This window comes from Paenibacillus sp. FSL H8-0317 (assembly GCF_045040685.1).
Lineage (GTDB): Bacteria > Bacillota > Bacilli > Paenibacillales > Paenibacillaceae > Paenibacillus.
The window spans coordinates 1,584,646-1,608,468 of the sequence record NZ_CP150294.1 but is presented as its reverse complement, the minus strand read 5'-3'; the positions used below and the strand labels follow the sequence as shown (position 1 = coordinate 1,608,468).

General features: G+C 47.5%; 19 protein-coding genes and 2 tRNA genes. 8 read left to right on the top strand and 13 right to left on the bottom strand.

Going from position 1 to position 23,823, the window contains the following annotated elements; translation table 11 throughout:
* Window positions 1-42: 42 nt before the first annotated feature.
* Window positions 43-702 (bottom strand): flavin reductase family protein, encoded by a 660-nt coding sequence (locus MHB43_RS07200; protein WP_405131618.1) that lies wholly within the window; start codon window positions 700-702, stop codon window positions 43-45.
* 107 nt (window positions 703-809) lie between these two features.
* On the opposite strand from MHB43_RS07200, the gene MHB43_RS07195 reads away from it, so the two are divergent.
* Entirely contained in the window at window positions 810-1,508 is a 699-nt protein-coding gene (locus MHB43_RS07195; RefSeq protein ID WP_405131617.1) for an ArsR/SmtB family transcription factor, read from the top strand.
* Window positions 1,509-1,728: 220 nt separating this feature from the next.
* Here the strand turns inward: MHB43_RS07195 and MHB43_RS07190 are convergent.
* From MHB43_RS07190 to MHB43_RS07180, 3 genes are all read right to left on the bottom strand, one after another.
* Window positions 1,729-1,817: transfer RNA gene (locus tag MHB43_RS07190), tRNA-Ser, on the bottom strand.
* 6 nt (window positions 1,818-1,823) lie between these two features.
* Window positions 1,824-1,899 (bottom strand) — tRNA-Asn (locus tag MHB43_RS07185).
* 94 nt (window positions 1,900-1,993) lie between these two features.
* Window positions 1,994-2,455, bottom strand: a complete 462-nt coding sequence (locus MHB43_RS07180; RefSeq protein ID WP_036669054.1) for a SprT family protein — start codon at window positions 2,453-2,455, stop codon at window positions 1,994-1,996.
* Window positions 2,456-2,574: 119 nt separating this feature from the next.
* Here MHB43_RS07180 and MHB43_RS07175 point away from each other — a divergent pair, with 119 nt between their 5' ends.
* Both MHB43_RS07175 and cmpA read left to right on the top strand, forming a co-directional pair.
* Window positions 2,575-2,931: a hypothetical protein gene (locus tag MHB43_RS07175; protein WP_017690032.1), complete on the top strand. Its 357-nt coding sequence runs from the start codon at window positions 2,575-2,577 to the stop codon at window positions 2,929-2,931.
* A gap of 189 nt (window positions 2,932-3,120) precedes the next feature.
* Complete coding sequence (gene cmpA, locus MHB43_RS07170; RefSeq protein WP_017690033.1) at window positions 3,121-3,264, top strand: cortex morphogenetic protein CmpA; 144 nt, start codon at window positions 3,121-3,123, stop codon at window positions 3,262-3,264.
* Between the two features lie 180 nt (window positions 3,265-3,444).
* Here the strand turns inward: cmpA and MHB43_RS07165 are convergent, their stop codons facing one another.
* The 6 genes from MHB43_RS07165 to MHB43_RS07140 form a co-directional block, all read right to left on the bottom strand.
* Entirely contained in the window at window positions 3,445-5,667 is a 2,223-nt protein-coding gene (locus tag MHB43_RS07165) for a Tex family protein (RefSeq protein ID WP_405131616.1), read from the bottom strand.
* 463 nt (window positions 5,668-6,130) lie between these two features.
* Window positions 6,131-8,320, bottom strand: coding sequence for an alpha-galactosidase (locus tag MHB43_RS07160; protein ID WP_405131615.1), 2,190 nt, complete (start codon window positions 8,318-8,320; stop codon window positions 6,131-6,133).
* Window positions 8,321-8,555: 235 nt separating this feature from the next.
* On the bottom strand, window positions 8,556-8,906 hold the full coding sequence (locus tag MHB43_RS07155) for a type II toxin-antitoxin system PemK/MazF family toxin (RefSeq protein ID WP_024630714.1): 351 nt from the start codon (window positions 8,904-8,906) through the stop codon (window positions 8,556-8,558).
* A 3-nt stretch (window positions 8,907-8,909) separates the two neighbouring features.
* Window positions 8,910-9,191: a CopG family ribbon-helix-helix protein gene (locus MHB43_RS07150; protein WP_017690037.1), complete on the bottom strand. Its 282-nt coding sequence runs from the start codon at window positions 9,189-9,191 to the stop codon at window positions 8,910-8,912.
* Between the two features lie 260 nt (window positions 9,192-9,451).
* On the bottom strand, window positions 9,452-10,639 hold the full coding sequence (gene alr, locus MHB43_RS07145) for an alanine racemase (RefSeq protein WP_405131614.1): 1,188 nt from the start codon (window positions 10,637-10,639) through the stop codon (window positions 9,452-9,454).
* A 394-nt stretch (window positions 10,640-11,033) separates the two neighbouring features.
* Window positions 11,034-12,233 (bottom strand): DUF4367 domain-containing protein, encoded by a 1,200-nt coding sequence (locus tag MHB43_RS07140; RefSeq protein WP_339307301.1) that lies wholly within the window; start codon window positions 12,231-12,233, stop codon window positions 11,034-11,036.
* Window positions 12,234-12,529: 296 nt separating this feature from the next.
* On the opposite strand from MHB43_RS07140, the gene MHB43_RS07135 reads away from it, so the two are divergent.
* The gene (locus MHB43_RS07135; RefSeq protein ID WP_405131613.1) at window positions 12,530-14,023 is read left to right on the top strand and encodes a serine hydrolase; all 1,494 of its coding nucleotides are present in this window, start codon (window positions 12,530-12,532) and stop codon (window positions 14,021-14,023) included.
* Window positions 14,024-14,077: 54 nt separating this feature from the next.
* On the opposite strand, the gene MHB43_RS07130 is transcribed toward MHB43_RS07135, so the two are convergent.
* Window positions 14,078-15,961: an ABC transporter substrate-binding protein gene (locus MHB43_RS07130; RefSeq protein ID WP_405131612.1), complete on the bottom strand. Its 1,884-nt coding sequence runs from the start codon at window positions 15,959-15,961 to the stop codon at window positions 14,078-14,080.
* A 123-nt stretch (window positions 15,962-16,084) separates the two neighbouring features.
* Between MHB43_RS07130 and MHB43_RS07125 the strand changes: the two genes are divergently transcribed.
* The 4 genes from MHB43_RS07125 to MHB43_RS07110 all read left to right on the top strand — a co-directional run bounded on the left by MHB43_RS07125 (window position 16,085) and on the right by MHB43_RS07110 (window position 20,749).
* A complete protein-coding gene (locus MHB43_RS07125; RefSeq protein WP_339182767.1) occupies window positions 16,085-17,335 on the top strand; it encodes an MFS transporter in 1,251 nt (416 codons plus the stop codon).
* Window positions 17,336-17,509: 174 nt separating this feature from the next.
* Entirely contained in the window at window positions 17,510-17,719 is a 210-nt protein-coding gene (locus MHB43_RS07120; RefSeq protein ID WP_017690042.1) for a helix-turn-helix transcriptional regulator, read from the top strand.
* A gap of 1 nt (window position 17,720) precedes the next feature.
* Entirely contained in the window at window positions 17,721-18,491 is a 771-nt protein-coding gene (locus MHB43_RS07115; RefSeq protein ID WP_221819165.1) for a DUF3169 family protein, read from the top strand.
* 50 nt (window positions 18,492-18,541) lie between these two features.
* Window positions 18,542-20,749 (top strand): serine hydrolase, encoded by a 2,208-nt coding sequence (locus MHB43_RS07110; protein WP_221819164.1) that lies wholly within the window; start codon window positions 18,542-18,544, stop codon window positions 20,747-20,749.
* A gap of 152 nt (window positions 20,750-20,901) precedes the next feature.
* Here the strand turns inward: MHB43_RS07110 and MHB43_RS07105 are convergent, their stop codons facing one another.
* Window positions 20,902-21,951: a hypothetical protein gene (locus MHB43_RS07105; protein WP_339182761.1), complete on the bottom strand. Its 1,050-nt coding sequence runs from the start codon at window positions 21,949-21,951 to the stop codon at window positions 20,902-20,904.
* Window positions 21,951-23,786, bottom strand: a complete 1,836-nt coding sequence (locus MHB43_RS07100; RefSeq protein WP_405131611.1) for an HSP90 family protein — start codon at window positions 23,784-23,786, stop codon at window positions 21,951-21,953. The genes MHB43_RS07105 and MHB43_RS07100 overlap by 1 nt, the downstream gene beginning before the upstream one ends.
* Between the last annotated feature and the right edge of the window lie 37 nt (window positions 23,787-23,823).

Sequence of the window (23,823 nt, the reverse complement as noted above, 5' to 3'; positions counted from 1 at the left end):
AATGATTAATTCATCTTATATAATAAAAAGCCTCTACTCAGGTCAATTCTCTGCCCGGAAATTTCCCCCTTGTCTCTTGCCCAATCCGAAATAATGTCTGAAATTATATATCAGCGGATGCCATTCCTCTGGATTAATCTTGTTCGGTCCAGATATTAGTCTTGTGTGCGCGTGCACCTTCAACGCTTTCACTTCAACAATCGCCATGAACGGTGTATGTTCGGGAATACGTATGTGTTGTACAGCCGCTTCAATCTGGAGCGGACATTCAACTATTTTATCTGGAGCCACCTGAACCGAGCATTCAGATGTCAGCCCAGCTACGGTGAATTTATCTTGGCAATATTCATAGCCCATCTGCCTTTTCTCCTCAGGAACCGGTGTGACTCCCGTATAACGACCCAGTGCCTCAACCTGTTTCCACATGGTCGCATCCGGCAGATTAATTACACACTCCGGGTGTCGACTCAGATTTTCATAGGCTTTGCCCTGTATACCCAGACCAAGAACCAAACAATCCCCCAGCGCCCAAGACGAGGATAATGGTGACAGGTTAGTCGACCCATCCTCATTTAATGTGCTTAGCAGCAATACGGGCGTACCATAATATAAAATACTGGGATTAATCGTTTCATGTTGAATCACTGCTGGACTCGCGGACAACTGCTCTGTAGCAAAGTCCTGTTTCGTTATCTTTTTCATCCTGTACCTCTCCTGTTCCGATTCCAATGATTTATAAGCTCAATCTGACCCATATGGGACGATACAACTGGATTGTAATACAGTAATAGTTCAGATATGATCGAAGTATGAATGTATATCCAAATATTACTGTTATTGCGTCGTTAATCGCTGATCCAAGCCGCGCTATTTTTCTGTCATCCTTACTGGATGGCCGTGCGTTGCCCGCAGGAGAGCTTGCTCATATGGCAAGTGTCACTCCCCAGACGGCAAGCAGCCATCTAGCTAAACTTGTAGAGGGAGGATTACTCGAAGTTGAACAACAAGGACGCCATCGATACTACCGTCTTGCAAACAAAGAAATTGCTAATCTGATTGAAACGATGGCCAGTATTGCTCCGCCTGTACAGATCCGCTCTCTCAAACAATCCGATCAGCTTCAACAACTGAGTCATGCACGGACCTGTTATGGTCATCTGGCCGGGAAATTGGGAATCTCGCTCTGTGAAGCCTTAATACAGAAGGGGTATCTTTCAGAGCCCGAAGAGGCACACAGCAAGGATTATCAAGTTACAGAGAAAGGAATACAGTGGTTCACTACGTTTGGAATTAAACTTCAGATGAAGCCAGGATCACGCCGGGCCATCGCTCGCAAATGTCTGGATTGGAGCGAACGCCGTCATCATCTCTCAGGTATGCTTGGGGAACAACTCAGACATCGATTATCGGAACTGGACTGGATTCGTCAAAAAACAGGAAGTCGCTCTGTCGAAGTAACGGAAGCAGGCAAGAAAGGTTTATACGAGGTGTTGAGCATTTCACTTTAAGCAGAAGCGTATACAAGGGATAATCAAAGATCAGTAACGCAAAAAATCCCCTTCACACTGACCGTTAACCGGTCTAATGTGAAGAGGATTTTTTGTCAATCAGAACGGAGAGAGAGGGGTACTCTCACTTCGTTCGAGACTGCGAAGTATTGCTAACGAAGCTTATGCTCCGACGAACCTTTAGGGTTCTCATCCCTTTGCAGAGAAGTTTAATTCAGAACGGAGAGAGAGGGATTCGAACCCTCGCACCGCTTACGCAGTCTAACCCCTTAGCAGAGGGTCCCCTTATAGCCACTTGGGTATCTCTCCAAGAAATGGCTCCCCGAACAGGGCTCGAACCTGTGACAACTCGATTAACAGTCGAGTGCTCTACCAACTGAGCTATCAGGGAAAATTAACTTGAATAAGATTAATTTATCATGATTAATAATCCAAGTCAACATGCCTTTCATCACTTTACTTACGCGTAGTGAACAATGCACACATCAGATATTCTGAAGGCCCAGCTTTCCCGCGCAACGGCCACAACGGTAACGCTTCGGATCTATTTTCCGCTTGCGCAAATATTCCGTACCACAGCTCTTGCACACCAGCTTATAACGATAGGGCAGCGGCTTTCTGCCTTTACCGTCAGGAAGGGATTGGCAGTAACGCGAGCCGCCTACCTTCTGCAATAAAGCCTTGAATTCCGGGTCACGATGCTGATAGCCGCGCCCACGAATATGCAGATGATAGTGACACAGCTCATGTTTGATGATTTTCTCAACCTCATCTCGCCCATAGGCTTCGAGTTGATGCGGATTGATCTCAATCCGGTGACTTTTGAGCATATAACGCCCACCTGTTGTGGTCAGGCGACTGTTAAACAACGCTTCATGGGTGAACGGAACTCCGAAATGATCCAGTGATACCTGTTCAATCCATTGTTGCAATTCCTCATTTTCCATCGGTATCCTCTCCTTGCACCCCCTCGGAGCATTTGTTTTTCCGGTATAATACTTGAATTTTAACCGTTTCGTAGGCTACACTGTCAAGTAGAATGTATGAGGGGAGATTATTACTCGTTATGCCTACAATGCGCTATGTCATCCTGCAGCAGGAACAACAATTGCAGTTCGTGGAAATGCCGGCAGATTACGCCTATCAACTCAGTGCGCTCAACCTGCGCCTGCACAAGGAAATTGATAAACTCACTGCAGCAGATGTCCCTGTCCTGCCTTGGGCGATCGCCGAATGTGACAGCCTCGATCTCCTAAACGAAAATCTTACTATCATTGGCGGCCTTGATTATATCAATGCGCTTGAAGAATCTTTTGCAGCACTACGTGAAAGCCATTATCCTTTGATTTCTCTGCTTACCGAAATCCGGGCTCTCCAGGCCCAATTGGAACAGTGGTATGAAGAAGAGATGGAAGCTCTCTAATTCACCGCAGGTATCATTTTATAATGATGAGAACGAAAAGCACATCTCCCTGAATTGGGATTTGTGCTTTTGTGCTTTTTTTGAGTGAACAAGATTGATTTGCCGGTGGCCTCCACTTATCCCGCACAGTCCAGGCTATTGCCACATATGCTAACGTACAGATGAATTATGCAAGAGGAGGAGATACCCTTGCCTCAATGGCTTTGCAATCAACTGATGCGTGCATTTCACAAAAAGGACAGCCGGCAAATCAAGTTGCTGAACGAATGCTGGTTCTTTTATCGCAATAAACCAGCAAATGGCACACCACGCAGCGCGGAGAACGAACTTTAAGAGGTTGTTCATAAAAGTCTGCATTGGATTACGAAGGATGGCCCTTTGAACACGCACTTTAAGAAAATGCACATATTGCCCACCGTACTTACTAGAGGAATTAGAACGGATAACGGGACTATTACTGTCGACAACAAACAGCCTTCCTGGTTAGGGAAGGCTGTTCTCCAATCCTACTATTTAAGAAGACTGTTGCGCAGAAGCAGGCTTCTTCATCGTCAGGCCGACACGGCCTTTTTTGGTATCCACACTCATCACCCAGACCGTTACATTATCCCCGACAGATACAACATCCATCGGATGTTTAACATATCCGTTGCTGAGCTGTGAGATATGGACAAGCCCATCACTCTTGATCCCAATATCAACAAAGGCACCAAAATCAATAACGTTCCGAACCGTACCTTGCAACTCCATGCCTTCCACCAGATCCTCAATTTTCAATACATCTGTACGGAAGATTGGCAACGGCATTTCTTCACGCGGGTCACGCCCCGGACGCTGCAAGCTGTCCAGAATGTCACGCAATGTAGGCACACCTACGTCCAGTTTCACAGCCAATTGTTCTGGCTGTTGCTCTGACAGTAATACCGACAATTCCTTGCTTCCCAGCTTGTCCAGTGCAACCTGAAGCTCCTTGAACAGCTGATCCACCACCTTGTAGGACTCAGGGTGAATCGGTGTACGATCCAATGGATTCTCGCCCTCACCAATACGCATAAATCCTACGCACTGCTCATAGGTTTTGGCACCCAGACGTGGCACCTTCTGAAGCTGACGGCGGTTCGTGAACCGGCCATTCTCTTCACGGTACTTCACAATGTTTTTGGCAATCGTAGCGTTAACTCCAGCAACATATGACAGTAACGAAGGTGAAGCTGTATTCACGTCCACACCCACATGGTTAACTGCGGATTCGACGACAGCCTTCAGGCTTTCTTCCAGAACCTTCTGGGAGACGTCATGCTGATATTGACCCACGCCAATGGCTTTTGGATCAATCTTAACCAACTCCGCCAGCGGGTCTTGTACCCGGCGTGCAATGGAAGCTGCACTGCGCTCGGCAACATCCAGATCTGGGAACTCTTCCTGGGCCAGTTTGGATGCAGAATATACACTCGCGCCTGCTTCGTTAACAATCAGATACACAAGACTTTCATCACCGTTCTCCTGAATGATCTCGGCAACAAATTGCTCCGTTTCACGTGATCCGGTACCATTACCAATGACGATCAGTCCGATATCATATTGCTTGATCATGCGATGGAACACTTCCGCAGCTTCACGTTTCTTGTTGTGTGGTGGCGTTGGATAGGTCACAGCCACTTCCAGCAGCTTGCCCGTATCATCTACTACAGCCAGTTTACAACCGGTACGATAGGCCGGATCGACACCCAGCACACGTTTGCCATGAATCGGCGGTTGAAGCAACAGGTTACGCAGATTAGCCGAGAATACGGATATGGCCTGATTTTCACCTTTTTCCGTAAGTTCTCCACGAACTTCTCGCTCAATGGAAGGCGCAATCAGCCGCTTGTATGCATCTTCAATCACATCACGCAGGATATCCTGCACGGCAGAAGCACCACGAATGATCTGTCCCTGCATATGACGATGGGCAGGTTCTGCCTGTACGTCCAGGCCAACTTTCAGAATACTCTCACGTTCACCGCGATTAATTGCGAGAATACGGTGTGGAGGCATCTTTTTGGCTAATTCACGGTAATCATAATAATTCTCGTACACGGACTCCTCTTGAGCATCCTTCGCTTCTGAAGTCAGCATCCCATGATCCAAGGTGTACCGACGGATCCAGGCACGAATGGCAGCATCGTCTGCAATATTCTCCGCCAGAATGTCTTTGGCTCCCTGAAGCGCCGATTCTGCATCTTCTACACCCAGTTCAGCATTGATATATTTCGCAGCTTCCTGGAGTGCATCTCCTTGTTTCGGTTGACCCCAGATCCATACAGCAAGGGGTTCAAGACCTTTTTCCTTGGCCACACTGGCACGTGTTTTACGCTTCTGACGGTAAGGTCGATACAGATCTTCCACTTCCTGCAGCTTCACAGCCTGCGTAATGGATTGCTTCAGTTCTCCGGTCAGCTTGCCCTGTTCCTCTATAATACGGATGACTTCCAATTTGCGATCCTCAAGATTGCGCAGATAAACAATGCGTTCTTCAATCGATCGCAGCTGGTTCTCATCCAGCTCTCCAGTCATTTCTTTACGGTAGCGGGCGATAAATGGAATCGTATTGCCTTCGTCCAGAAGCTCCGACGTGGTACGGACCTGCTTCAAGGACAGTGACAGTTCCTTGGCTACCTGTTTGATGATTCGTTCATGGCGTTCTGCCTTTATTGTTTCTTCATTGGGTTCCAGAACCGTTTCCTGTTCAGACAAAATAAATCCCTCTTTCCTTCCTGAATCGTTCGTTACAATCATTTCAGGGCAGCTTTGCTGCTGTAATTACAGTATAGTTGAACCATTTGTTTCTTCCACTCTACCCTATATTATCACAGAATCACGTCCAGATTTCCATCAATCCGCAAGCATACAAGTTCTGACAGAATGATGTCATCCTCAAGCCTTCCCCAATACGTCAAAAAAAGACCGAAAAACGTCAACACGACGCTCCTCGGTCCTTCCTTAATTTAAAACTTTAAATACAATAGCAATCTAATAAGTGAAACTGCTCATTTACACGATAACGGAGAGGACAGAAAAAACCTGAAAAAGCGAAGCGTTCGCCTTTATCTCCGGATTTTCCCTTGAGAAAAGGGAATCGAAAAATCTGGGGATAACAGCGATTGGAAGGTTGTTCTGTCATCGTAGTATCCGTGTAAATAAAATGTAGTTCACTTATCTAGACGCGCTCGAACCGGAACAGTTCGCTCAGATAGTCTCCTGATGTGCTGCCTACCGAAATACCGCCATACATGAGGGCATCGCCGGTAAAGGTCTCCGATCCGCCTTTCAGACGGTAATCCGCATTAGGATCTAATCCCTTCAGCTTCAAGCGCTGAAGTGGCGCATTAGGCTCAGAGAGCACGCGGAAGTAGAATACCACGGCTTCGCTTCCGTCTGGTGCAATAAACATCCACGCTGTCTCATTGCCTTCAAACGGACTGCGTAAACGACGGAATGTTCCATATTGAACTGTTCCACGAATCTCTTTGTACAGCTCAACCTGGGCTTTCACGATATCATTCTCTTCCTCCGTGAATTTAGTCAGGTCCAGCTCGTACCCGAAGTTGCCCGACATCGCAACATGTCCCCGAATCTCAAGAGAAGTGATCCGGTTGACCTGATGATTCGGTACCGCTGAGATATGCGATCCCATCGAACTTACCGGGTACACAAGACTGGTACCGTATTGAATCCGCAATCGGGATATAGCATCGGTGTTATCACTTGTCCACGTCTGTGGCATGTAATACAGCATACCTGGATCGAAGCGGCCACCACCACCTGAACAACTCTCGAACAGAATGTTCGGGAACGCTGAAGTGATTCGTTCCATGACGTCATACAACCCGAGCATGTAACGATGCGCGGTCTCACGCTGTCTGTCTGCCGGAAGCAATGCGGAACCCACTTCCGTCATATTCCGGTTCATGTCCCATTTCACATAAGTGATTGGTGCAGAACCAAGTACGTCTGTTAACATGCGCACAATCTCATCACGTACATCCTGACGAGAGAAGTCGAGTACCAATTGTTGACGCCCTTCTGTCCGGCGACGATCAGGCACATGCAGACACCAGTCCGGGTGCGCACGATACAGCTCACTGTCTGGTGAGATCATCTCAGGCTCAAACCACAATCCAAACTGCATATCCAGACCTGTTACGCGGTTAGCCAGATCATCCAGTCCCTGTGGCAATTTGTTTTTATCTACAATCCAGTCGCCCAGCGAGGAGTTGTCACTGTCCCGATGTCCAAACCAGCCATCATCCAAGACAAACAGCTCAATACCCAGCTTCTGTCCGGCGCGAGCGATCTGCTCAATCTTGTCTGCATTGAATCCAAAGTAGGTTGCTTCCCAGTTATTGACCAGAACCGGACGTTCCGCATTACGGAACTTACCACGCGCAAGACGCTCCCGATACAATTCGTGGTAGGACTGTGACATGCCGTCCAAACCTGCAGCCGAGTACACCATAACCGTCTCAGGTGTCTGGAACGTTTCTTGCGGCTCCAGCTTCCAGCTGAACTCGAACGGATTGATTCCGAGTGACACACGGGTGGTGTGGAACTGATCCACTTCAGCCTGTGCGGTGAAGCTACCACTATAGACGAGACTGAATCCATAAACTTCACCTTGGTCTTCATCCGTGCCTGGTGTCATCAGTGCAATAAAAGGATTCTGCTGGTGACTGCTTGAACCGCGACGGCTCTCAATCCCTTGCAGGCCTGACGCAAGCGGTCTGCGAACAATATCACGTTCCCGTGTCCATGCACCTGACAACTGCAACAATTCATAATCAGCATGCGGGAAATCAACAGATGAACTGAGCGCACGCGCCACATTCACTGAGGTAGCGCTCTCATTAACGATACGCATGGAGCGTGTAATCGCATTAAATGCCGTAAAGGCTGTATAGGAAAGCTCGATTTTGATACCCGCAACGCGGTCTTCCAACTCAATAACCAGCGTCTCTGCTTCTTCATCGGATTCAACATACGTTGCTGGCAGTCCGGTAAGCGCTGCCTTTCCTTTGATCAATCGATGACCTGTATAGGTAAACTCCGAAACGGTTGAGCCATTCTCAAGTTCCAGTTGGATAGCCGGATTACGGAAATCACTCGTGCCATACACTGGCAATTCCACTGGCAACGTATCGAATGAGATCGTACGATCCTCTGGCACCGGGTTGGGGCTAAAGGACGCTCGTTCTGTCCGCACATGCAACCAGCTCAGATCGGTGTCGCGTAATTTTTTGCCATAATACAAATGCACCAAATATCCTGAGGGCAGTACCTGGAATACGTAACTGGCCTCGCGGGTCTGTAAATGAAACTGAAGTTTCTCTTGATTGATGTAAATGCTCATATGTCTCCTCCACCTCTATATATAGGTCTTTCGGGTAAACGGTTTCTCAGGTTTCATTATAGCGAAAAGATCGCCAATGTTCTACGCTTTCATCAAGCTTTAATCAAAAGAGCGCATAACAGCCCGAAGGATGTCATACGCTCTTTTGGTTACAGTCTGAATTCAGTGTGTTCCCTTACAGGAACATCCATTGCCAACGGACGGCAGGGCAGCGTGCAAGACGCTGGTTGCTGCCTTAAAAATCGATTAAACCAAGGCTGATCTGCAAGGCTTCGTTGACCAGTTTCATGGTCTCCTCGTCCAGATGGGTAATCTTGTCAGTCAACCTCTGTTTATCAATCGTCCGTATTTGTTCGAGCAAAATAACCGAGTCCCGGTCAAAGCCGTGTGCCGCCGCATCAATTTCCACATGCGTTGGCAGCTTTGCCTTCTGGATTTGGGCTGTGATAGCCGCCACAATACAAGTTGGACTGAACCGGTTGCCGATATCATTCTGGATCACCAGAACCGGCCTGACTCCACCTTGCTCGGAACCGACAACGGGAGAAAGATCCGCAAAAAAAACGTCACCACGTTTTACGATCAATGTCTACACCCCGCTAACTAAGCGGTCCAGAGTGCTGTCCGCATCTTCCTCCGCATGAAAGGCTTCGGATGCCATGGTCAGATTAATTTTTGCCATCTCCATGTACCCTCGCTGCATCGTTTCACGGATGTAACGTTTCTTACGCTCCGTTAAATACAGCTTCATAGCCTGCCTAATCAATTCGCTGCGGTTGGAATTCTCCAGCGCTACGATGCCATCCACTTCCTGCAAAAGATAATCAGGTAAACTGATCATGATCCGCTTGGTGTTCTGCAAGTTGGCCACCTTTCTTCCACCCCCACAAACCTTTCGCCATTGTGAACCAGTATTACGTTTTTCCAGAACTTTTATACAAAGGAATATATATGCCCCGAGTATATCAAGTATGCTGTACTCCATTATAAACACGGGGAACAATATTCGTACAGACCAAACATCTCAATTCAGGAATTAAATCCTTACTGTCATACATAATTCGAGATGCTCCGACAGTTTTCCTTCTGTTCTGAAAAAAAGTTTATTGGTAATAACGTCCAGTTTACCTATCAGGATGTCAAAAGTGGATTGATTCTGGCGACTACTGCTTCCCCGCGGGTATATACCCGTGGAATGCGGTGCGCCATCATGCAGATCACTTCATATGCAATCGTACCGAGTTGGGATGCCACCTCGTCTGCGGTTATTACGCCACCAGACTGATGACCGATAAGGACAACCTCTTCGCCGACTTGAATTTCTTCCGCCTCTTCCGCGAAAGATTGTAACGACACCATACACTGATCCATGCAGATCGTACCGACGACAGGGACGCGGCGGCCGCGTACAAGCACTTGTGCTTTACCTGTCAGCATTCTGGAGAATCCGTCTGCATATCCGATCGGCAGGGTCGCTATTCGTTCATACCCTTGCGTAAAATAACGGGTTCCGTAACTGATCCCCCAATGGGGTGGCAGTGTTTTGACCAGAACCGCTTTTGTCTTCAGCGTCAATACCGGGGACAACTTCACCACCTGATGATTCACCTCAGCCGAAGGATACAGTCCGTACAGGCTTATTCCCACACGTACCATATCATAGGACAATTCCGGTGTATCAATGGCAGCGGCGCTGTTCGCCGTATGTATAATCGGGATGGAACATCCCTGATCCCTGAGCGCATGAACCACGCTTTGGAACCGTCTATACTGCTCCAGTGTATAGGTTTTGTCTTCTTCATCTGCTCTGGCAAAATGGGTAAACATGCCTTCCAGCATCACCTGATTGAGCGAAGCTACTTCCTCAATGAAAGCCAATGCCTCATCGCCAGGCAACAGACCTAATCGGCCCATGCCGCTGTCGATTTTAATATGAACCTTCAGTTTGTTAGCGAATGTGCTCGCATCCAGATGTCGAATGGCGTCAAGCACTTCCTTGCTGTACAGTGTGACGGTCACATCATGTTGCCATGCAACAGCGATCCCTTCAGGCGGCGTATAACCCAATACCAGGATTGGAATCGTAATCCCATGTTGTCGCAGTTCCAGAGCTTCGTCAAGAAAAGCCACACTTAAGTAATCCACACCCACTCGTTCCAGTTCTCTAGCCGTCTCCACCGCTCCATGTCCATAGGCATTGGCCTTCACACAGGCGAGGAATTTCATGCCCTGAGGCAATGCCTCGCGGAAAGCTTCTACGTTAGTACACAAATGATCCAAATTGATCTCCGCTTGGGTCGGCCGATATTGTCCTTGCACGTTAAGTCACCTTCTCTAATCATCTTAATCCGGCTCACGTCAGACTCCATCGTAATGCTCCAGCATGTGACTGTCAAATGAACCGAAGTTTCGCATTCAAAAACAGATGTAAGGTGCGCCGTTTGAGGAACAAATGCGAACACAGAAGAAGACCGATAAGCGAGATTGGCAGGGCAAAATTCCATTTTCCACCCCGGCAAATTCTGCTTATATCGATTATTTACCCGGTTCCCTCTGCGTAGAAGCGCATTTTGCATTATTGGGTGTATCGAGTAAGAAAAACGGCGCCAGATGAATACCTGTCTTACATCAAAGCAAAGCACCGGAGAACAGGTCTCCGATGCTTCTTAGCATTCCTTATGTTTATGCTACTATTCGTTCACTTGTTCAAAAATCATTTGCCTGACTCTTCTTGCATCGATGTTGCAATACGTACCATTTCATTATCAGGCAGGTCGGCACTGGTGATTCGATATTCTATGCCATCTGTCGTCCATGTCAGTGTCTGCAGTGCATCTCCGCTGACCATGCCCAGTGTGAATCCCAGATCCAGTACACGGGATGGGGCAAGCGACACAGCTCGATCCTGTGGTCTGGCTTCGAATATCGTGTAATTATATGTTCCTTCATAACGAAGCATAACCGAATAGTCTCCCGCTTCTTCCAGAATCTGATCGTCCTTGAGCTGGACTCCTTCCGGCGCATACGTCGGCTGAATTACGCCAAAGCTGTCTGCACCTTCCGGCTCTGCAAGCGTTGGTTCTTCGCCTTCCTGACCAGTTGCAGCACCTTCTGTACCTTGCTGCTCTGTGTCACCACCTACACCGGTCTGTCCATCAGTGACAGCTCCGTCAGGTTCAGGCGCAGTCTGAGGATTGGCAGGTTCTTTGGTGCTGTCCTCACCTGTTTGCTCCGCAGGAGCCACACCAGAATCTGTTCCTGTTTGGCCGCCTTTTTCTGTAGCAGCAGTCATGTTACGTTGCATATCAAAGGCATCTTTTTCAAATTCAGTCCCGAATTTGAAGGAGTCGAATTTCACATCAACCACAACATTGGCATTGGAGTCGGATACTTCCACCTGTTTAGGTGCATAATCACTTTTGTTCAGCCAGATTTTCTGTCTGACAAGTGCGTGTGTATTATAATTGGCAGCTACATCAAAAACATAGCTTTCCTTCTCGTCCGCAAACTGACGGGTTGTATCCCCCGTAATGCTCCGAATCAATGTTTCATAGAGATATACCTGTCCCTGATTATCTGGCCAATTGCTCTGAAAACGGAAGCTTTTGTTCTGGCTGGGCGTCAGAACAAACACACCTTCATCGTTACGCAGTACAATCTGTGTTACATCCTTTTTGGCATTCGTTAACGCAATACGATAATAGGAAGGCTTCTGATGCCATACCTCGACCTTGTACTGCTGCGGCGTATCTCCGGTATGCAGCGTCATCACGCCTGCCCCCTGGTAACTTTCCATCTCTCCTACGACTTCGTTCAGATCTTTGACCACAGCTGCCGCATCCTTCTTCCCGCAGGCGGCAAGCAAGACCGATAAGACCAATACCATGGCAAGCATCCATGATATTCGGCGCATGACATCATCCCCTTTAGCACATGTTTTCACTTCAGGATTGTGCTTGCAGCAGAACCCCTACTTGATTAGTACATGTTATGAGGGACTTGTTCGATATATGCGGACTAGTTTGACAAGCAATCGGTGAAGTCCGTTAATACGGCATTGCTACGCAAAATCAGTCTCGGGGAGGATGTTAACTTTATCCAGAAAAGGCATGATAAATTGTAGAAAAACTATTCATTTCATTGACAGACCTTTGTCTTATTCTTGTTTGCGAAATCACATAATATTCTGAATATTGGGAGGCCAAAGGTATGGTGAAAACAAAACTTCGCACATCACTGGAAGGACTGGATGAATTCATCGACGAGCAGCTTCAACTATGGAATGGTGTCGGCACGGCGGTGGCTGTGATTCATAAGGATGAAGTCGTCTGGCAAAAAGGCTACGGTTATCGTGACCTGGAGTCCAAACTTGAAGTTACCTCGAATACACTTTTTGCTATAGGTTCAAGTACCAAAGCCTTTACCGCAGCAACCGCTGCTCTGCTTGTAGATCAGGGGATACTGGATTGGGATACCCCTGTGAAGTCGTATATGAAAGATTTCCGGATGTTCGATCCGGTAGCAACAGAACATATAACTATTCGCGACATGCTGTGTCATCGTTCGGGTCTTCCAAGGCATGAGTTGGTATGGTACAACTCTCCGCGTACAAGAGAAGAACTAGTTCGTACATTACAGTACCTGGAGCCAAATCAGGATTTCCGAAACAAATGGCAGTATCAGAACCTAATGTACATGACGGCAGGTTATCTGGTTGGACAGCTCAATGAAACTTCGTGGGAGCAGATGGTTCAGAAGTCCCTATTTAATCCGCTGGGTATGAACTCAAGTCTGTTCTCTGTTGAAAAAATGCAACTTCAACCTGACTATGCTTACCCTTATATGGAGAAGGATGGTAAGAATACGAGAATACCTTTCCGAGCCATTGATGCCATAGGACCTGCTGGTTCCATTAACAGTAATCTAGTCGATATGATTGCATGGCTTCAATTCCAGCTGCATCAAGGTCAATGGGAAGGATCATCACTCATATCTAAAGAACAGATGAAGATTATGCATAGTCCTCAGATGCCTAGTGATTCGCCATTCATAAGCCATGAACTGCCTGTGAGTACATATGGTCTGGGTTGGATGATTGAGCCTTATCGTGGTCATGCCATGATTCATCATGGTGGGGCTATTGATGGCTTTGCATCACAAGTCGCCTTTTTGCCAGAGGAGCAGATTGGAATCGTGGTTCTGAGCAATACCAACGGAAGTATAATTCCGTATACGGTTGCTTTTCATATCATGGACCGACTACTTGGATTGGAGCCCGTCAATTGGAGTTCCAAATTGAGCAAATTAATGGGGGAAGAACCGTCAGAACCAGAGACTAATCCGGAAAATTCTTCGGATTTAACTATTCATCCAGAAACTGATGTTAAGGAAAAAATTGAAGAACCTCACATTACACCTTGTGATCGTCCTTACACCGCTTATGCGGGTATTTACACGCATCCTGGTTATGGCGAGATGTCTATTAAGGAAACATCGGACGGGTTACAAGCAACCTTTAACGCCATCGAAATGCCCATGGAATACACCGGGAAAGATACGTTCTCCGTCGAATTTGTGTTATTCGGTCTGAAGATCACGTATACGTTTACCCTCAATGAATCTTCAGAAGTTGCTCAATCCATCTCCATTCCTTTGTTGCTTGAACCGGGTACAAAGCCTATTGAATTCACCAGGGTTTCGTAAATAATCTGAACTGGTGAACGCCCGATTCATTTCCGTTGTGGTAGTCGTCCCTACCTACCACAACGGAATATACACCGGATAACTCGTGTCCTCTTCCTCAGCACCAGGGCTTCTCTTCACCCACAATCTGCGCAGATCAGGCAGACCATACCCCGCAAGACGATAATCTCGCAACGAATCATGATGGGCGTGTTCTTCCTTGAAGCTGTATGTGGGCAGAAGCAACGCCTCCTGAATCAGTCGATCTTCTAGCCCAATCAATCTACTCAACCGCTCCGCAGGTTCCTGGATCATGACCACTCGTCCACATTCCTGTTCCAGTTCATGTCTCCAGTGATCATTCATCGCAATCAGGAATAACGTGTTCTGGAAGGTGTACATCGTCACGAGACTCAGCACGACATGATCATTGAAGACTTCTCCTGTATAGATCAGATCACAATCCCCGAACCCATCTTGATAGACTGCATGGACCGGATCTCCCGGCATAATGTTGATATGTAGGCCAATCTGTTTACTTCTCTCTGCAAACCAGACCATATCTGCCTCCATCTTCTCTCCTTCTTCCACCCACAGGCTTAAACTCTCCCCTTGGTAAGAGCTGCAACGCAATAATGCTGAGGCCCGCGCCAGTGAGGTCTCCACGGAAAGTTCAGGTACAGGTGTGACCGAACATTCTATTTGTTCCAATTGCTGTTTCCATGGCTCCCCTTGATCTGGATCCACCTTTAAAGGTTGCTGTACTCGTCCTCGAATCAGACTATAAGCAGCCTGCGTGTTCGTGCTTCCGAGCGCTTGCGACAGCTCATACGCATTCAATAGCTGTTGAACAGCCCGGCGAAAATTCACATCATGCTGCGGCCCTTCCTTTTGCATATTAAACGTCATGTACACTCCGCCCTGCATCTCATGCTGTACAGCACGAGGTTGTACATCCGGAAATAAATCATGTTTGATGATGGACTCCGCTCGTCCCGAGTGGGGGAGCTGCCACACTTCAACGCGATCCACATAAGCCCGTCCTCTGAAATAGGCAAGAAAAACCTCTAGCACGAGCAGCTTCGAATCATGACGAGTCAATCGATAAGGTCCTGTTCCAATTGGATGAAGCGGGTTCATCTCCACATCTCTAGGCAGGATAGATGCAGCCATACTGCTCATTAGATCCGGGAACATGAAGTTGGGCTTATTCAACACAAAACGTACAGTCAACTGGTCATACACTTCTATGCTCTCAATGGAACCAAACAGAGGCCTGCATGGGTTACTCTTGTCAGAGATGATGCGATCAAAGGTAAACTTGACGTCCTCTGCATCCAGTATCCTTCCATGATGAAAAGGTATGCCTTTGTGCAGATAAAAGGTCCATTCCCTTCCATCTACATGACTCTCCCATGCTATAGCCAGACTTGGCTCGCATACTTGGCGTTCAGCATGATAACAGACCAAACGATCAAAGACTTCTGCAATGATGAAAACTTCTCCCCACATCCCTGTCTGCGTTGGATCGAGAGTCTTAAAAGGTGTATTCTGCGGAATCCGCAATGTATCCACTCGTCCTCTGTCCCCTTTATTCGAACGCAGACCGAATTGATGCTGCATTTGCTGCATCAGATGTTCTCTCATCGTAATTGGCAAGGCGGCAGCCAGTTCATAGGCGTCCTCCATCCTGTTCCCATCCAGGAGATGGCCAAATCGTTCACGCGCCACTTCAAGCAACGGGACACAAAATACCAGCATCGATTTTTTGCCTCTTCCGCGTTGCGGGTTCCACCTGACCCATCCGTTCTCCTTGAATTTGTTCATAATGAGGTTCATGTTGCGCATGGTACAACATGATAGATCAGCGAGTTCACCTACCGTTGTATGTACTTCTTGTTCATCATGTACATGTGGAAAGTTTAATCGCAGTTGAATGTAATGTTCTGATATGTCCATATATGCCCTACCTTCTGCTAAAATACGAAATCCATCCGGATGCTTCTACAGTTTTTCTTCAGGTTTTCCTCCATTATACTCAGTAACATCAACATGACCAGTGGGAAGGAAGAAAAACGACTTATGAAATACGCCGATCTGCACCTGAACATCAGGATACGTATCATTACTGATTTTTTCACCGATCTGACCCAGAAGTCCATCATTCCATTCATGGCGATCTATCTGAGTGTTCAGATTGGCGCAGGTTTGGCGGGGTTATTGCTGACGGTCAATATTGTAGCTTCCATGATTGTGGGATTGTGGGCAGGATATTGGTCTGACCGGATTGGACGGAAGAAGTTAATGGTGATCGCACAAAGTCTCCAGGTCATGGCTCTACTCGGCTTGGCCATCGCCAATTCGCCGTGGATGGATTTAATCATTGTCACTTGTCTCATGTTTCTGCTCAGCAGTCTCAGTTCAGGGATTACCGTGCCGATTGCTAATGCCATGATTGTTGATGTAAGCAGTGAACATGAACGTCATTATGTATATGGATTGCAATATTGGACAACAAACGTTGCTGTAACTTTTGGTGCACTGATGGGCGGGCTATTTTTCGAATCATTTCGTTTCCTATTGTTCAGTCTGGTATGCCTTGAAAGCCTGGTTACCCTGTTTATTTTGATCTTTATGATTCGTGAAACAATGGATAAACGTGTACTTGGTTATGGCGATGCTCCCATCCAGAGGAACATACTGAAAACGTATTGGGCGGTCTTTCAGGACAAACGTTTCATGATATTTTTCACGGCTACTGTACTTGCAGTCTCCCTGGAATTTCAGTTGGATAAATACATTGCTGTTCGTCTAAAAAATGAATTCACCGCCCAACTGTTCGGCTCAGATATCTCAGGTCTGCATATGTTCAGCCTGATCATGGTCATTAACACCGTACTGGTCGCCTTGGTTGCCATTCCATTCTCCAGATGGATAGGTCGCTTCCAGTCCCGATCTATTATGACTGTCGGTATGCTCCTCTATACCGCAGGTTTCACCGTACTGGCTTTCAGCAACTGGGCCTGGTTACTCATCTCATCCGCTATATTGCTAACCATTGGAGAGTTGATGTACGCCCCTGTTCGTCAGGTCATGCTTGCGGGTATGATTCCAGATTCGGACCGTGCTGCCTATATGGCTGCTGACGGGATGAGTTACAACGCCGCTGCCCTCCTCGGCAGTCTCGGGTTAACCATTGGAGCCTTTCTGCCCTCCTATGCGATGGCTGGTCTGTATATCCTGATGGGGCTTGGAGCGCTCGTCTTTTTCCGAATGATACTTCGGAAGGCTGAGAAACAGAATCAACCTCTGCCGTGTGCAGATGCATCTTGATTTCACTTTTCTGGCAACTTTTCCGACAACAAAATAATCATCCAAGGGAGCCCAGAAGGCTCTCTTTTTCATGTCCATTATCAACGTTCAGAAGTAAATGATCTTTAACATTTTGTATATTATAGTTTACATTTAAGCAATTATCATGTACATTAGGTTCATGGAGGTGAGCAAGTGGAAGAATTACACAATCACGTTCGGGAGTTACGAGCCAGAGACCGGCTATCCCAAGCAGAACTGGCCAAACTCATTGGTGCATCCCGTCAAACCATTGCCCTGATTGAGCGTGGAGATTACTCTCCGTCGGTCGTTCTGGCACTAAAAATAGCACATGTATTTCGTGAACCTGTCGAAAAAATCTTTGAACTGAAAGGTGGAGATTAAAATGAAAAATTCATCATCCTCGTCCATCAAAAAGCGGTTGCGTCTTCCCTTGTATGCAGCAGGTGGCGCTGTAGTTGGTTTTCTTGGAGCTAGCGGAGTCAGTAAACTCCCTTCTGACTTGAACTGGACGCTGTCCGTGTACTATGACTATGATCTTTTATTCGCAATACTGGCGGCTCTTGTAGTAGTTATGACGGTGTGGAACATTTTCAGTCTCTCCCGCACGCCATCTGTCCCTCCCATGGAAGATGATGCTTATGGAGATTCCGATTCACTCATCTCTCCAGCAGAACGTTCCCTCGGAAAAGCGATGATTCTCAGCGGATTCAGCGTTATTCTTACGTTTACCTGGGCAGCACTTGCCTTATCCTTGTATGCATCCAACCGAACCATGCCGAATTCTCCAGAACTGTTCAACCTCTTGAATCTCGTTGCTTCATGTATCTCTATTATCATCGTCGTGGTCGTGCAAACTCTGACTGTGAAGCGATACAACCATTATTATCCTGAGCGTACTCTGGATCTGAACTCGCGCAACATGAAGAAGGATCATTTTGAGAAGCTGGATGAAGGCGAGAAATGGATTGTCTATCGCGCAGCCTATCGTTCTTTTCAGATGATGAATGTACTTCTTGGTGTTGGAATGGTCTCTATGGTTCTATATTCGATGCTCTTTACCTTTGCTCCATTCCCGATTGTAGTGATCTCTGTGATCTGGATTGCCAACATTGGAATCTATTATCGTGAAACCTATCGGGCGAGTAATCAGTAATACATGGGTAGGTAACTATTTTGTAAATATTTTCATAAAGGAGTGTTTGCATGCATTTATCCAAACGAAAGACCCGTTTCAGGTTCACCTCCCTAACAGGAGCTTTTATGGCTGTGGTCCTGTCTCTCAGTCTGTCGGTACCCGCAGTACAGGCGGAGACCGCGACTCCAGTAGCTGCTGAACAAGGAAAGACGAAAGCGCTGACAACCGAATCGGCTACAGCATTTCTGGATTCATTCTTCGATTCACCTGAGGCAAAGCCCCATTATGTTGGAGCCTCCGTTGTTGTTGTGAAGGATGGCAAAGTTCTGGCAGAAAAGGGATATGGCTTCTCTGATGTGGAGAGCAAAACAGCGATCGATCCGAAAAAAACTGCTTTCCGTGTAGCCTCTGTCTCCAAAACGTTTACATCAGCAGCTGTAATGCAGCTGGTGGAGCAAGGCAAGGTTGATCTGCAAGCTGATTTTCAGACCTATGTGAAAGGGCTCGAATTCGATAATCCTTTTGACAAACCTGTAACTGTGGAGAACCTGCTCACCCACACGACCGGATTCGAGATTCGTGATCCGCAGCAGGAAGACATCCATACTGATTTCGACAAGTACATAGCGATGGAGGATTACGCAAAGCAACATATGCCTCCTGTCGTTCGAGAGCCTGGTAGCGCCTACATGTACGATAATTTCTCGTTCTTGTTGCTTGGCATGATTGTTGAAAATGTAAGCGGTGAGCCCTTTGAATCCTACATGCAACAACATATCTTCAAACCGTTGGGAATGGATAACAGCAGTTTCATGCTGGACAAAAAGTTCCAAAAGCAGCTGGCTACTGGCTATGATGCGGCACACAACCCGCTTGATCTGTACACCATCGCTCCAACACCTATGCCTCAAGGCGGCATGTTGTCTACCGCAGAAGACATTGGGAAGTTCATGATCGCTTTCCTGAATGATGGCGTGAAGGACAACGAGCGGATTCTCAAGGAATCCACGGTGAAAAGCATGGAACAGTACCGTTCTTCCATTCACCCATTGTTGCCAAACACCACGTATGGATTCGAAGCTGCATTTCAGCTTCCCGGTGCAGGAAGTAGTCCAAAAGTTATTACAAAAGCAGGCGACCTGAACGGATTCAGCTCTTATCTCTTCTTTATTCCCGAGCAAAATACAGGCGTTTTCCTGACGTATAATCAAAATGGAGCACTTCGTAATCTGTTCTACCCGGCATTCATTCAAAGTTTCTTCCCGCAATATGCAGAGCCTGTACAGTTCAAGGAATACACGCCGCAATCCGCAGCTGAGCTGCAACGCTTCACCGGATTGTACGCGGATCTGCGAATTAGCACGATCGTCAGTTCCCTGAAAAATGCTGGCACAGAGCCAGGACAATTGAGCATTTCGGACGTTTTTCTGGGTCAACGCAACCTGATTCAAGTGGAAGATAATCTCTTCAAAGATGAATTGACCGGTCAATTCACAGCATTCAAGAAAAATGCTGATGGAACCATCTATATGAAAGAACCTTACCTCAACCCAATGGGTTATGAGAAAAAAGGACAAAAGCCTATGGGCTTCCGGGATGTTCGTGAGAACAGTCCTTATGCTGAAGCAATCTATGCCATACAATCTCTTGGATATTATGAGAATGATGCTAACAAGTCTTTCCAACCGAAATCAGCTGTGACACGAGCTGAATTTATTGAGAACACGCTTAAACTGAGTGGATTGAAGCCCAGCAAAACAACACCTCCTGCAGGCACTGATTGGGCCGACCATGCAGCAGCCGGATATATTCAACTTGGATATGAAATGGGTATGATTACTGGCAAGGACGAACAGCAGTTTAAGCCGGATCAAGTGATTATCCGACAGGAAGCCATGGTCATGATGTGGAGAATTCTGCAACTGCAATATCCTAGTGAACTGTTCACGGATGTCAAACTTGCGGGACACACGGACCCATGGGCTGTACCAGCCGTTCAGATGATGGCGAAGCTTGGTATCCATGGACCTGAGGTAAAAGTGCTGGAAGATGGATCCGTTGATTTCCTTTCCCGCAAACCTCTGATTCGTCAGGAAGAGGCTGCGATCATGTATGCGCTGCTTACCCAACCAACAGATCAAATCGTCGCTGAACTGATGGCTGCTCAGCAGCCGCAAGCGGAACCTGCTGAAGAAGCCGAAGCTGCAGAGGAGACATCTGAAACTGCACCGGTTCCAGTACCAGCGCCGGTCCCTTCTGCGACTTCAGCACAATAAAAATAAAACATCTTCATACCGATTAGATTGATTATGCTTATGATGCAAGAAAAAACAGGCTTGTTCAGAAGGGTACGATCCTTCTCGAACAAGCCTGTTTCGTTACTTTTCATAACTTATTATAGCGATCTGTTACTCAGTTATATCCGTCTCTATTCGATCAACGAAGATACATGGTGGTTCCCGTTGCGCTGATCAAACTTGGCTGCAGCGGTCTGAGCATACTCCGCAAAGTAATCGGCCAGCTTGAGCAGGTCGCCTGGGTCACCTTCATACGGGAAGGACGCTGGCAGACGCAATCGGTATTCTGGAGATTCTTCCACCCAGCGGCGAAGCAACGATGCTGCTCTGGCATAGAAAAACATTTTGGCGTAAGGATCTTCATGATCGGCAGCGAACACCAGTGTTTCCTCCAGCACATCAATGCCTTTTTCCGGATTCATACGTGTGAGATAATCCATCTGCTCCGCAAAACTCTGCACAAAATCGTTCTGGCCTTTAATCATGCGATATCCCTTGGTCTGATGTTTATCTGCTTCCGCAGTCCGTCCCAACCGATATAACGGCATCAAAATTTCAGACAAAGTCAGATGCGGAATCTCTGCACAGCTCATACGCCCTTTCAGGATAGGCTGTGCCACCTCCAACACCTTCTCATCGTCTCCTTTTAACAAGAAATAACGCATAATCTCATCCTGCTCACAGGCTTCGCAGTCACTCATGAAGTCACGATCCATCGTTCTGAATCGATCATAACTGCGTCCCGCTTCCTCCAGCTCCCCAAAATCCATAAAGATCCGGAACCGATAATACCAGTAGGAGCGTTCGCTGTAACCGTAGGACTTGAAACGCCGTCCGAAATCCTCCAACAGCTCCAGGATCTTCTCGCGTGATATTTCCGGGAAGTCGGGCATCTTGCCCAATATCCATTTGTACGACCACATTAACGTTTCTTCATCATATTCTTCGGGCTGTTGGTCGAACTTGCCCAGCTGCCAGGAAAAAGCAATCAGTGCTTTCATCGGATAACCGCAAAATGTTGCTGTCTCCACAATCTCCGATCTTGCTTCGTATGCCTCTTCCTCCATGCCGTTCACATCAGCAACTCTTGCTGCTTCCTCCAGCATACCGAGCTTCGCCGGACCATTGGGCAAGCCATAGGCCTCGTCCATCAGTTCTTCAAAATCCATCTCTGTCTTCATCAAGCATCCCCCTTACGGTCCGTATTTGCACGTAAACCCCAATCAATAAAACGAACAATGCCCTGATTTAACACTTCAAGCTCCTGCTTGCTCATGGCATAATGCCCCATCATCAGCGCATTGACGTATAACATTTCGATGGCAATCGGTGTCATCTGATCATCCGGTGATGTCAGTACCCGCTGAATGATTGGATTACTCACGTTCAAATACAAGGTTGAGTACCCTGCTGAACTCATGCCAGAAGACAATGAACCCAGAACAGACGAGAACAATTCCGTGCTCTCCTCGCTTGCTTTTTCAAGCGCACGAAGTGTTGAGGATTCCTGAGACAACGTGAACAACACCGGCAGATCCGATGGCTTAAACCCTTTCACCTCAGCTCGACAACGGAAGCGCTGTAAGGCAGAATCGGCCAGTCGCAACGCATCATAATACTGATTACGCTCAGCGGGTGGCACATCGGTGAAACTCATCGAGACCTGATCCGGCTGTAACCGCTCCGTGTGCACGTTTTGCACGGTCATCGGCAGTGTCGCCATCAAATCGCTGTCATAGATATAACCACCGTTAATTACCAGCATCGATTGTGCGGAAGCTACATGATGAATCTGACGGTACTCATCAACAGAGGACGTGAAATACAACGTCTCTCCTTCATCGATCAGCTCACCAAGTTCACGGTGACCCCTCGTACTCTCAAAAGGCAGCCAGCGATGAATCATCGCGTAGAATGCTTGATCCTGCACAGCCAGTGCCTTCATGGACAGAGCATGCAGGCGAATCAGCTTCTGCAGCCGTTCCGTCTGGCTCTCAGCCATGTCGGCCAGTCCCTTGCGAAGTGCGTCTCCGAGTTCGGAGCGAACTTCCTCCAGCTTCTCATTTTCATAAAAATGTTCCCGTGATGCCGTCGGTTGAAGCTCATCTGTCCAGATCAGGCATTTCACGAAGAAAGCCCACTCTGGCAAAATGTTCTCAGCCTTCTCCGAAATCAGCATTCGCTTCAGGTAAACCCGGTGAGAACGCTTGGCATTCAGATTAACCGCGTGTGGCAGTACAAAAGCAATACCTCCGGTACGGCCTGAAGCTGTCGTCAACGGAATGAAGTCTTGGAACTGCTCACCAAGCAGACGTTCACCAAATGCCAATACCTCTGATCTGCGTGAACGTGCGAGTGCAGGGTCCATCAGCCAGATCGGTGTCTCGCTATTCACCACATGTTGCACGCCGTCATGATACAGCGTGACCGGATACGGCAATAATGCTCCGTAATAGAACAGAGCTTCTTTCACATAATCCGGTTCAAAGTAGTGCGCCGCGTCCGGTGTGCAACGCAGATATACTTTGGTCCCCGGGGACAGCTGTGTGTCCAACTGTCGAATCGTATAGGTGCCATCCGGCTTGCCCCGCCACTCCATCGAAGGGCCGCCCTTCGCGGATTGCGTCAGCATGACAATTTCGTGACTCACCATGAAACAGGATAACAACCCAATCCCGAAACGTCCGATAAACGAAGTCTCTCCATCCAGCAGCGCTTGCTGCCCCCTCTTCGAGGATTGTCCAATCATCGCCAGGAATTCATGGATGTCCGCTTCAGTCAAGCCGATGCCGTTGTCCTCCACCATCATGGTCAATTGCTCACCTGTTCCCGTCAGTTCAACACGCACTTCACCCTGATACCCTGACTCCGCCTCCGTTCGTGCGGTAATCGCATCCGTCGCATTCTGCATCAGTTCTCGCAAGAACACTTTAGGACTGCTATATAGATGGTTGGATAAAATCTGGATCATCCCGCTCAGGTTCACTTGAAAACGATATTCATTGGATGCTGTCATGACTCACTCACCTTCCTCTACGTCCAAACACAATATG